Consider the following 12,412-nt stretch of genomic DNA (forward strand, 5'->3'; position numbering starts at 1 on the left):
AAAAACAGAACCGCAAAGTGATTCAGCGAATATAGACAGATTCGCTGAATCATACGGTTCTGTTTCCTTTTAACATAAAATGGAAACGATTCCGGTAGCGTTTTTACAATGGGATCATAAGACCTGCAGAAAGTACATGTAACACAAAATATTATTTTTTCAGGGGGATGGGAGAAGATGATAGAAAAGTATTATGATGGTGCGATAGAACAGGTGGCAGCCGGTTTGGGAACTGTGGAAAAGAACCATCTTCTGGTCAGATACAGTGGACAATTTTCCATAGAAGAATTAAGTTATAAAGATCAGCTGGAGAAAATGGAGAATATTTTCGTACAGATGCACGAATTTGAACCGGGTGAGATCACCAGTGCATATGAGCCGTATCTTACCATGATCTGTGATGGCTTCAGGCGGTATATGACGGGTACATTCGAAGAATTTATGGAAGAATGTGATGTGTATTATCTGCACCGGCCGGTACTGCTTGGCTATTTTAACCGGGGATATGCAAAAAGGGAAGAGATCATTTTGCTCGATGAGGTGGCATATGAACAGGAGCGCATGCTAGCGGCACTTGAACGTATGCTGTATGCCATTGCAGACAGGCATCCGGTTCTTCTTATTTTGAACCGTTTTCAGCTGGCCTCAAAAAGTACGATGCAATTGACAGCGCGAATTTTAAAAGCCGAGAACAGCAATATAGGTCTTGTGCTTGGGGTCAGTGATATTCAGGCAATGCCGGAGTTTTTAGTGCCGGACTGGGAGATGCTTTACGAGACATTAGATGATGGCAGCAAGATTTACCATATCGGAAATTCCGGCAGGAAAAAAGAAGAAATCGCAGATGATGGAAAATATGCTGACTACGGAAGCGAAAAGGTCTACCGCAAACTGCAGAATATGGTGGAATTTCTTGATTTTGACCAGGCAGCATATTATCTGGAGGTTATAGAGCGAAAGATAAAATTTGATAATCTCTTTGTCGATGATCCTGCGCGTTTTCGCATGTGGCTTTTATTTGCAAAAGTTTCCATTTTAAGGAAGGATATTCCCAAAGCTCTTGAGATCTGCGAGGATTTAGAAAAAATTCATCTTGCCGGAAGGGAAGATGAGTGTGCATATGAGCAGGACTATCTGATCGCAACTGCGTATATGTATCAGGGAAAATTAAAAGAAGCCTTAGAGATGGCAGGCGAAACATATTGTATTGCAGAAAAAATATCGGATGATTACCGGAAGTTTTTATCCGAGTTACTCAAAACCCAGATACAGATGTCCGGCTGGTATAACATATTTTTCTGTGCGCAGGATGTAAAAATAGAGAAAAGCCTGACCGAAAATCTGATCCGCTACAATTACCGCAATCATCTGGCACATGTATATATTTATGCATATGACAATAAGCCGGAAATCGTCGAGAAGGCGAATCAGTCTGAAGAACTTCTGATCTACTTCAGCAAGGGAATACGTATTGCCAAAGAAATCGAAAATGAACATCTGATCAACACGGCATACCAGAAAAATATCATGCTTTCGTCGACAAATGGCATGTATGAAATTTCCCTGCTTTATTCGGTGCGCACGTATGAAGCATTGAAAGATAAAAGATCAATCCAGGCAGGCCGTATCTATTCGGGAATTGCATATAATTTATGTGCGATCGGTGAAAATGAACGTGCAATGGCGTATTACACGCATGCCATCCGTCTGTTTTATTATCTGAGGGAGCCGGGAGATATTGCAGAAGTGCAGTATAATATGTCTTTAAACTGCATTATGTGCGGTCAGTATGAAAAGGCGGAATTTTATCTGACACAGTGCATGAAGGCTGTGGAACGTCTGCATTTAAACAGTCTGAGGGTATGCAATCTGTCAAAATTATATGGACTTCTTGCACTTGTGTCTGTTTTAGAGGGCAACAGGTTTAATTGTGAGCGCTACTTAAATAATTGCAGACAGTTTTTAAATTACGTTATAGAAAAAGAAAAGATGGGAGATGGGTTTGGAACTGTCCATGATTATGCGAAAGTTGATGACGACATGTTTTTATATACATTTTCCCGCGGATTGCTTGCCGTATACGATAGAGATTATGAAAAAGCTGACTTAGATTATGAAAAAGCGGAGAATTATCTGAGATGCTCCGAGGGAAATCAGTTTTTCAGCTATGCACTTTTCCGGAAAAAGCGAATGGAGTGTTTCAATCATCTTGGAAATAAAAAAGGGGAAGTAAAACAAAAGAACATACTGGAGGAATACGAAAACAAACATTTTAACACTTATGGAAAGCTGGCAGAAAAAATTATGGATACCCTGCCGCCTTTAGATGATGAGGATGGGAAGAAGGAGATTTCCGTACAGGAATTAGATGCGCTTCTCTGGCAGGAAAGTATGGTGCTTGCTTATAAGAGTAAAAAACACCAGCTGGATTTTATTTTAACCTGGCAGAAACTGATCGACGTGACCGGAGTCAGTGCAGAAGAAATGATCGATGCGGTCATGAAAACGTTTTTAAATCATTTTAATGTGGATTGCGCGGTATATGCGCGCTGTATGGAGAGACAGACGCAGGTATTATACAATAATACAGGGATAGAATTAAACGACGGGCAGACGGGCAGGATCATTGCTTCCCTGAAACGGAATCCGGGAGGTTATGCAATCTCGAAGATCAGCAGCAATTATAATGAGCACCAGGATATCACATCATTATTTGGTGAGGATGATGTGTGTTCTTTAGTGGCAGTACCGTATTTTAACAATTCAAAACTGGAAAATTTCCTGATCGCCTATGTGAGGATGAAGGATAACTGGCATTCTTCCGTAAACAGATATATGTTAGATGAAGATGACTTAAACATGTATCAGCTTTTGTTCCGGGAGGTAAAATACTCTTTGAACCGTCTGGACGCATATGATAAAATATACGAGATGAACAATAAACTTTATCTTTCTGCAGTTACAGACCAACTGACTGGAATTTACAACAGAGAAGGGTTTTACCGGAGAATCAAAGCCCTGATGGATGAATTCCTGGGAGGAAAACGAAAACCGGAACTGGGACTGATGTTTATTGATCTCGATAATTTTAAACATTATAATGATACTTACGGTCATGATGTCGGAGATCTGGTTTTAAAGGAAATGGCAGACATTTTCTCGGGTCTGTGTGAAAAACATGGATTTGTATGCCGCTACGGCGGGGATGAATACATTATCGTATTTTTTACTGCAGACGAAGAAAAACTTACAGAGACAGCAGAGCTGATCTATAAAAAGATCGATCAGGCAGACGGTTTTGAAGGAGCGATTTCTGAGAAACTGAAAAAACAGATTTCTATCAAAAAAGAGCAGCGTATTTCCTGTTCCATTGGAATCGTGTCGGCGAAAGACGTTCATGACGAGGAAGAAATCAACCAGATGATCAAGCGGGCGGATGATCTGCTCTATTCGATCAAGACAACAAAAAAGGGAACTTACCGTATATGAAAATCGTTTTGCCGGAAAAAGTAAAATTTATCATAGAAACATTAGAAGAACATGGCTATGAAGCGTATGCAGTCGGCGGCTGTGTGCGCGACACCATGTTACACCGCACACCGGGGGACTGGGATATCACGACACAGGCGAAACCGGAGCAGGTTAAAGAAATATTTGCCGAAAAAAAGATCCATACCATTGATACCGGGATACAGCATGGAACAGTCACCGTGATGGTGGAACATGAAGGATTTGAAGTGACAACTTACCGGATCGACGGTGAATATGAGGATGCAAGACACCCGAAAAACGTGCAGTTCACGGCGAGTCTGCTGGAGGATTTAAAACGGCGTGATTTTACAATCAATGCCATGGCATATAATGACAAAAACGGTCTGGTCGATGCATTTGACGGTGTGGGTGATTTAGAGCGCGGCGTGATACGATGCGTGGGATGTGCCACAGAGCGTTTTTCGGAAGATGCGCTTAGGATGCTTCGTGCCGTGCGTTTTGCTGCACAGCTTGGATTTGCGATTGAGGAAGAGACAAAAAAGGCGATGGTAAAACTTGCACCGAATATTGCAAAAGTCAGTGCGGAACGGATACAGACCGAACTGGTAAAATTAATTACCTCTGCACATCCGGGCGAGATCAAAACAGCATGGGAGACAGGTCTTACAGCAGTATTTCTGCCGGAGTTTGACCGTATGATGGAGACACCCCAGAATACAAAACATCACTGTTATTCGGTCGGGGAACATACCGTGGCAGCGTTAAATCATATCGTCGGGGATAAGGTGCTGCGTCTTACCATGTTGCTGCATGATGTGGCAAAACCTGCGTGCAGGACCACGGATGAGTCCGGCAGCGATCATTTTTACGGACATCCGAAGGAAGGCAGTGAGATCGCACGAAAGATCCTGCGCCGGTTAAAGTTTGACAATGATACGACGGATAAGGTGTGCCGTCTGGTGTGCTGGCATGATGATAATCCGCCTCTTTCAGAGAAAAATATTAGAAGAGCAGTAAGCAGGATCGGAGTGGAACAGTATCCGGCATTGTTTGCGGTAAAACGTGCAGATATCCTGGCACAGAGCGAATACCAGAGGGGAGAAAAGTTAGCATACGTGGATGGATATGAGGCATTATACCGGGATATTTTAGAAAAAAATCAGTGCCTTACGATACGGGACCTGGCAGTCAATGGAAGTGACCTGATTGCTGCCGGGATGAAACCGGGAAAAGAGATCGGGGAAACATTAAAAGGTCTTTTGGAACTGGTGCTTGATGAACCGGAGCTGAATACAAAAGAAAGACTATTGGAGAGAATCTGTAGTCATGAATGAACAAACCCTCTCATATGATGAAGAGACACGGTGGTAAGACCGTAATCAATTATATGGGGGGCGTTTTTTTGTATAATCGACCGGAACAGGTATTAGAACAATACGAACTGGAAGTAAAGTCCATCTCAAGAGGACGGGACAGCTATCAGTGTGATACCGAACAGGGACCAAAAATATTGCGTGAATACAGAGGTTCGAAAGAACGGGCAGAGTTTTTAGCAGATATGCTGGATCATCTTGATAGACAGGGAAGAACTGTGGAAACGATAATGCGCACAAAAGAGGGCGAGCCGTTTTCTGTGAATGAGGAGGAAACAAAATACATATTATATCAGGCGTATCCGGGTGCAGAATGTGATACGAAAAACAGGTCAGATATGTTTAGCGCAGTAAAAGAACTTGCGCTGCTGCATCAGTCTGCACAGAATTATGAGGGCAGTGTACCGGAGTTTTTACGATCGGGACAGAACAGTCTGTTAATGCTTTATGAAAAAAGAAACCGTGAGTTAAACAAAGTAAAGAATTATATCCGTGCAAAAAAGAAAAAAAATGATTTTGAGATGATGTTTGCGGTCTGGTATCCGGAATATGTGAAAAAAGCGAAAGAGACAACGGATATTTTAAAGGATCTTGGACGGCAGGAGAAACTGATCGGATTCTGTCATGGTGACTATAACCAGCACAATGTTATTTTCTCACAGGATGGAATTGCAGTCGTTCATTTTGAAAATTTCCTGTATCAGGAGAGAGTCGGGGATCTTGCAAACTTTATCCGGAAAATGATGGAAAAGAATAACTGGAATGCAGGACTTGGCATGGATCTGATACGTAATTATGACCGGGTAAAAAAGCTGTCGCCGGAAGAACTGAAATATCTGTATGTTTATCTTGCATATCCGGAAAAATTCTGGAAGATCGCAAACCGTTATTATAATTCACATAAAGCATGGCTGTCAGGGAGAAATATAGAAAAATTAGAGAAAGTTATTGCGCAGGAAGATGCAAGGGAACAGTTTTTACAGATGCTCTTCCACTTTACCGTGTAGATAGTTTGCGGTATAATTATTTGCACAATATTTTAGAAAGCAGGAGAGCACATGAAGATAAAATACAGGATTATTTTGCTGCTTGCAGCAATGATCATGCTGTTTAGTGCATGCGGAAAGAAGAATACGGTTGTGACCGGGCGTTATTATTACCCGGATCAGGAGAAAGATGCCAAAACGGAGGATGTTTCGGATGATGCAAATGAGTCGGTGGAGGCAACCGGGGAAGATGTGGTCGGAACAGACCAGTTCCTGATCAGATCGAATGATATGCAGGCAGAATGTCTGACATTAGAGCAGATCGCATCCGGTAAAGAATATGTGTATTATTACACAATCGCAACCAGATTTCTCGATAAATATGGAAACCGCACAGCGGTGTCTTATTTTGAACCCGGCAGAGTGATCACGGTGGGAGAAAAAGATGATCAGGGAAAGATCACGCAGGTGCAGATTTCCGATGCTGTCTGGGAATATCCGGATGTATCACGTTATTCGGTGGATATGGATCGGAGGATTTTTAAGATCGGAGATGAACGGTATTCCTATGATGCAGATCTTTATATCTGTGAAGATGATGTGAGAAAGCAGTTATCAGATCTGTCCGATTTAGATACACTGCGGGTGACCGGTATAGGAAAAAAAATGATCTCCATTGTTGTCACAACCGGACATGGGGAACTTGCGCTGACGAATACAGAACTTTTTGAGGGAAGTTTTATCCAGATCGGAAGCAAAATATTTGCGGAAGTGACCAAAGATATGACGATGGAACTGCCGGCAGGAACTTATACTGTGACTGTGGCAAATAACGGATATGGCGGAAGTACAGATCTTACGATCGAGAGCGGACAGAAAGAGACACTTGATCTTAACACTTTAAAGGGTGAGGGACCAAAGTTTGGAAATATTTTATTTGCTGTGGATGTGGAGGATGCGATCATTCAGATTGATGGAAAAGTGATCGACACCGAGGAGGCAGTTCCGATCCAGTATGGAGTGCACAGTCTTGCTGTTACAGCTCCCGGATATGATACCTACAATAAGAAGCTGTTTGTTAATTCAAAAGAGGCAACGATCGTGATCGGAATGTCCGGTGATGGAAGTGGAACAGAAAGCACCACGGAAGAGACAGAAACAGAAAATACAGCGGATTCCGTGACGAACGAAACAGATACTACGACAGATGGAGCAGCAGGGAGCCTTGCGGGAAGTCTTGCAGGAAGCCATACAGCTGGGGAAAGCAGCGGAACAACTGCCGGAACTTCTGTGGGAAGCAGCACTGGAACCTCGACGGGGGATTCACTGGAAAACAGCAGCGGAATTTTGACGGATGGGAATTCGGGAACCGGCACCGGGGATGGCACATCAACGGGCAGCAGTACGGATTATCTCTCTACTCTGTCAGAACTTTTGTCAACGTTATCCGGAAACAGTAATTAAAAAGGACAGAATTGTACAAATTTAGCATGGAATAGTACTTGAAAAACAAGTTTGTTATCGCTAATATAAAGACAGAATCATAAGTATGGGAGGAAAGAAAAATGGGATACAAAGAAAATTATGAGAGCTGGCTGAATAATCCTTACTTTGATGAGGATACCAGAAATGAACTGAAAAATATTGCGGGAAACGAAAAAGAGATCGAAGACCGTTTTTATATGGATCTGGAATTCGGTACGGCAGGACTCCGTGGTGTGATCGGAGCCGGAACCAACCGTATGAATATTTACACCGTACGCAAGGCTACACAGGGACTTGCAAATTATATCAGCAAGGTAAACGGGCAGAAGCGCGGAGTTGCGATCGCCTATGATTCCCGCCACATGTCACCGGAATTTGCAGATGAAGCAGCACTCTGCCTGGCAGCAAACGGAATCAAAGCATATGTATTTGAATCTTTAAGACCAACCCCGGAACTTTCCTATGCAGTACGTAAATTAGGCTGTATTGCCGGAATCAATGTGACAGCAAGCCACAATCCACCGGAGTACAATGGATATAAAGTATACTGGGAGGATGGTGCACAGATCACACCTCCGCATGATACCGGAATCATGGATGAAGTAAAAAAAGTAACCGATTATGCAACAGTAAAGACCATGCCGCTTGATGAGGCAAAAGCAGCAGGACTTTATCAGGTGATCGGAGCAGATATCGACGATCCTTACATTGCTGAATTAAAGAAACTGGTTCTGCATCAGGACTGCATTGATAAAGTGGGCGGAGAGTTAAAGATCGTTTATACACCATTACATGGAACAGGAAATATTCCGGTACGCCGTGTATTAAAAGAGCTTGGCTTCAAAAATGTATATGTTGTTCCGGAGCAGGAGCTGCCGGATGGTGATTTTCCGACGGTAAGTTATCCGAACCCGGAAGCAGCAGAAGCATTTGAACTTGGACTTGCCCTTGGCAAAAAAGTAGATGCAGACTTAATTCTTGCGACAGATCCGGATGCAGACCGTCTCGGTGTGTATGTAAAGGACAGCAAAACAGGAGAATATCACAGCTTAACCGGTAATATGTCAGGATGCCTGATCGGTGATTATGTGATCGGACAGCGCAAAGAGCGTGACGGAAGCCTTCCGGCTGACGGTGCATTTATCCGTTCTATCGTTTCTACGAATATGGCAGATGCGATCGCTGACTATTATGGAATCGAGCTGGTAGAAGTGCTGACCGGATTTAAATTTATCGGTCAGAAGATCTTGGAATTTGAGAAAACAGGAAAAGGAACCTATCTGTTTGGTATGGAAGAAAGCTATGGCTGTCTGACAGGAACCTATGCGAGAGATAAAGATGCGATCGTAGCATCCATGACACTCTGTGAAGCAGCCGCTTACTATAAGACAAAGAATATGACATTGTGGGATGCAATGCTTGCAATGTATGAGAGATACGGCTATTACAAAGATGATGTGACATCCATCACCTTAAAAGGTATCGAGGGCCTTGCAAAGATTCAGGAGATCATGAATACACTGCGTGATCAGGCACCACAGGAGATCGGTGATTATAAAGTGACTGCAATCCGCGACTATAAGAAAGACACTGTTACAGATCTTGCAACCGGTAAGGTTACACCGACAGGACTTCCATCTTCTAACGTTCTTTACTACGAGATGACAGATGGTGCGTGGGTATGTGTAAGACCATCCGGTACAGAGCCGAAAGTAAAATTTTATCTGGGTGTAAAGGGAACTTCCCTTGCAGATGCTGACCAAAAATCATCCGATTTATCAAAAGCAGTACATGCGATGATCGATAAAATGCTTTAATCATAATCCTGAACGGAAAATGTATGTAAAAATGCCCATATTTAGGGGATTTTCCTTGACAACAGAAGTAAAAACAAGTATAAATAATGAAGTAGGTATTACAGTGTACGGATATCCGTCAGGGATTGGTGCATCAGAAGACCGCAAAATTAAATTTACTGTGAAAATCCAGAGGAGGAATTTTTAACATGAACAAAGCAGAATTAGTTGCAGCAATGGCTGAGAAAACTGAATTAAGCAAAAAAGACGCAGAAGCAGCATTAAAAGCTTTCACAGACGTTGTAGCTGAAGAATTAAAAAAAGGTGAGAAGATCCAGTTAGTTGGATTCGGAACATTTGAAGTATCTGAGAGAGCAGAGAGAACAGGAAGAAACCCACAGAGCGGTAAAGAGATGGTTATTCCGGCTTCTAAAGCTCCAAAATTCAAAGCTGGTAAGGCTTTAAAAGATATGGTTAACGCATAATCATAACAGAAAAGATTCTAAGCGGGTTCCGGTTGCGGAATCCGCTTTTTAATGTAATAGGAAATTCCCTATTACACAAAAGGCCCTCCGGGCGGGATGCGCATCTCGCGGAGAAGAAGTTAGCTGTAAACAGCACCACTCGAGCGCGAAAGAGTCGCAAGCGACTCTTTGTTCATTGCATTTTATGAATAAGAGGAGGATTATATAATGAGACTTGATAAATTTTTAAAGGTATCCCGTCTGATCAAACGCCGTACGGTGGCAAATGAAGCGTGCGATGCAGGAAGGGTATCGGTAAATGGAAAACCGGCAAAGGCATCGGTTAATGTCAAAGTCGGAGATATCATTGAGATCGCATTTGGAACGAAAACCGTAAAAGTGCGTGTGCTTGATCTGTTGGATACGACAAAAAAAGAACAGGCAAAAGATTTATTTGAATATATAGCATAAAAACAAAGACCTTCTAATATATTTAGAAACGGTGATAGATATTTCCGCTAATAAGTATCAGGAGGTCTTAGGATGGATGATAGAAATACAAATGTGACAAAGTCACATAAAGTACTGCTTGCAAACCGCAAAAGCGGGGCTTTTTCCGGAGTTGTGGACGTGTTGTCATTTGATGTGGCAGAAATTCTGTTAGAGACAGAACTGGGTATGCTTTTGATAAAAGGGCACGATCTCCATGTGAATCGTCTGACTTTGGAAAAAGGCGAAATTGATATTGAAGGAAGAATCGATTCCCTGACTTATTCCGATATCAAAAGTGCAGGAAAACAGGCAGAATCTATTTTAGGGAGATTGTTTAAATGATGGCTGTCAGCGCGGCGATCAGTGAACAGGCAGCCTCACTTGGAGTATCCATACTGATTGGCGGAGCATTGTTTCTTTTGTATGATATCCTGCGTATTTTTCGCAGAATCGTGCCCCATGGGAATTTCTGGATCGGCATGGAGGATTTTGTATACTGGATCTGCTGTACGGCAGTGGTTTTTGTGATGCTGTATCGGGAAAATGACGGCATGGTGAGAGGATTTTCCATAGGTGGAATCGTGCTTGGCATGCTGCTCTACTATCTTCTGCTCAGCCGTTTTGTCATACGGATCAATGTGATGGTCTTTGGGGCGGTTTTTGGTCTGCTCGGCAAAATGTTTGGTACTATTTTACTACCAGTCAGAAAACATGGGAAAAAAATTATACATTTTTTCAGAAAACGATTGAAAAAAGTGTGCAGAGCAGTTAAAATTGGGTTATGTAAACTATAGTCTGACGGTATGTTTGCGAAAAACAGTCAGGACAGCGGTATATCAGATGGAAGGAAACAGATATGGCAGGTAGGGGACGTCGAAAAAAGAATAATAACAGAGCAGGCAAGCTTTGTATTGGATTGATCGTCATTGCATTTGTTGCGGTAATGTCTGTTCAGATCATCCGGGTTTACCAGAAGGATCAGGAGTACATACAGCAGGAAGCATCACTCCAGAAGCAGTTAGAGGATGAAACTGCAAGGGGAGAACAACTGAGCAATTATGAGACATATACAAAGTCCCAACAGTATGTGGAAGATACTGCAAAGAGTAAATTAGGACTTGCCTATGATAATGAGATCATCTTCAAGGAAGCGAAAAAATAGATTACAGATAATGATTAAAAAACAGTTCCATGATGTGCGGATAACGCATCTGGAACTGTTTTTTTGTTTACTTATTTTGCGATAGCGTCGATTTTTTCAAGTTCTTCTTTGGAGAAAGAAGTATGTCCGATGATACCGATATTGTCTAAGATCTGTTCCGGTTTTGAGGCACCGATCAGAACACTTGTCACATGATCGTCCTTTAAGATCCAGCTTAATGCCATCTCGGCAAGTGTCTGACCACGTTCTCCTGCCAGTTCATTTAATGCTTTGATCTGAGCCAGGCGTTCCGGCGTTAAGGAAGATTCATGTAAAAAGCGGCCGTCCTTTGCAATACGGCTGTCTGCCGGGATACCGTTTAAGTAGCGGTTGGTCAGCATACCCTGGGCTAAAGGTGAGAAGGCGATGATACCTTTATGAAGATCATGCGCAGTTTCCTTTAGGCCGTTATTTTCGATGGTACGGTCAAAGATCGAATAGCGGTTCTGGTTAATGATGAACGGGCATTTTAAGTCATTTAAGATAGCTGCCGCTTTCTTTAAGGTTGGTCCATCATAGTTAGAAAGTCCGACATAAAGTGCCTTACCGCTTTTTACGATGGAATCAAGAGCACCCATTGTCTCTTCAAGCGGTGTTTCCGGGTCCATGCGGTGATGGTAGAAAATATCGACATATTCAAGTCCAAGTCTCTTTAAGCTCTGGTCTAAACTTGCGATCAGGTATTTACGGCTTCCCCAGTTGCCATAAGGTCCCTCCCACATATCATAACCGGCTTTTGTACTGATCAAAAGCTCATCACGGTAAGGCATAAGATCATCTTTTAAGATCTGACCGAAATTGCGCTCTGCACTTCCGTAGGCAGGACCGTAATTGTTGGCGAGATCAAAGTGGGTAATGCCGTGATCAAAGGCGGTGCGGCACATTGCCTTCATGTTGTCATAACATCCGGTATCACCGAAATTGTGCCATAATCCCAAAGATACGAGCGGAAGTTTTAATCCGCTTGCTCCACAGCGGTTATACTGCATGGTTTCATAACGTTTACTGTCTGCTGTATACATTTTATTCCTCCCATGAAACGTTTTATATAAGATGTAATAATGAATTATACCATATAACGTGAATAAGGTGTGATGGCATTTTGAAATTCCTAAAAATAATC

The 12,412-nt window shown here is 42.5% G+C and carries 11 protein-coding genes; 10 read left to right on the forward strand and 1 reads right to left on the reverse strand.

Going from position 1 to position 12,412, the window contains the following annotated elements; genetic code table 11:
* Positions 1–177: 177 nt before the first annotated feature.
* The 10 genes from DW650_RS10545 (at position 178) to DW650_RS10590 (ending at position 11,250) form a co-directional block, all read left to right on the forward strand.
* Positions 178–3,489, forward strand: a complete 3,312-nt coding sequence (locus tag DW650_RS10545; RefSeq protein WP_118209873.1) for a GGDEF domain-containing protein — start codon at positions 178–180, stop codon at positions 3,487–3,489.
* Entirely contained in the window at positions 3,486–4,826 is a 1,341-nt protein-coding gene (locus DW650_RS10550) for a CCA tRNA nucleotidyltransferase (RefSeq protein ID WP_118209874.1), read from the forward strand. Before DW650_RS10545 ends, DW650_RS10550 begins: the two co-directional genes overlap by 4 nt.
* 68 nt (positions 4,827–4,894) lie before the next feature.
* Positions 4,895–5,872, forward strand: a complete 978-nt coding sequence (locus DW650_RS10555; protein WP_241070873.1) for a CotS family spore coat protein — start codon at positions 4,895–4,897, stop codon at positions 5,870–5,872.
* Between the two features lie 51 nt (positions 5,873–5,923).
* On the forward strand, positions 5,924–7,315 hold the full coding sequence (locus DW650_RS10560; RefSeq protein WP_118209875.1) for a hypothetical protein: 1,392 nt from the start codon (positions 5,924–5,926) through the stop codon (positions 7,313–7,315).
* Positions 7,316–7,416: 101 nt separating this feature from the next.
* Positions 7,417–9,153, forward strand: coding sequence for a phospho-sugar mutase (locus tag DW650_RS10565; protein ID WP_118209876.1), 1,737 nt, complete (start codon positions 7,417–7,419; stop codon positions 9,151–9,153).
* A gap of 188 nt (positions 9,154–9,341) precedes the next feature.
* Positions 9,342–9,617, forward strand: coding sequence for an HU family DNA-binding protein (locus DW650_RS10570; RefSeq protein WP_006856310.1), 276 nt, complete (start codon positions 9,342–9,344; stop codon positions 9,615–9,617).
* Positions 9,618–9,824: 207 nt separating this feature from the next.
* Complete coding sequence (locus DW650_RS10575) at positions 9,825–10,067, forward strand: RNA-binding S4 domain-containing protein (protein WP_006856311.1); 243 nt, start codon at positions 9,825–9,827, stop codon at positions 10,065–10,067.
* A 72-nt stretch (positions 10,068–10,139) separates the two neighbouring features.
* A complete protein-coding gene (gene yabP / locus DW650_RS10580; protein ID WP_117919944.1) occupies positions 10,140–10,430 on the forward strand; it encodes a sporulation protein YabP in 291 nt (96 codons plus the stop codon).
* Positions 10,427–10,882 carry a spore cortex biosynthesis protein YabQ gene (yabQ, locus tag DW650_RS10585; protein WP_118209877.1) on the forward strand — a complete coding sequence of 152 codons (456 nt, stop codon included), beginning with the start codon at positions 10,427–10,429 and terminating at the stop codon, positions 10,880–10,882. The genes yabP and yabQ overlap by 4 nt, the downstream gene beginning before the upstream one ends.
* Positions 10,883–10,944: 62 nt before the next feature.
* On the forward strand, positions 10,945–11,250 hold the full coding sequence (locus DW650_RS10590) for a septum formation initiator family protein (protein WP_118209878.1): 306 nt from the start codon (positions 10,945–10,947) through the stop codon (positions 11,248–11,250).
* A 71-nt stretch (positions 11,251–11,321) separates the two neighbouring features.
* Here the strand turns inward: DW650_RS10590 and DW650_RS10595 are convergent, their stop codons facing one another.
* Positions 11,322–12,311, reverse strand: a complete 990-nt coding sequence (locus DW650_RS10595; RefSeq protein ID WP_118209879.1) for an aldo/keto reductase — start codon at positions 12,309–12,311, stop codon at positions 11,322–11,324.
* Between the last annotated feature and the right edge of the window lie 101 nt (positions 12,312–12,412).

It is taken from the genome of Roseburia sp. AM23-20 (assembly GCF_003470905.1).
GTDB classification, from domain to species: Bacteria; Bacillota; Clostridia; order Lachnospirales; family Lachnospiraceae; genus Roseburia; species Roseburia rectibacter.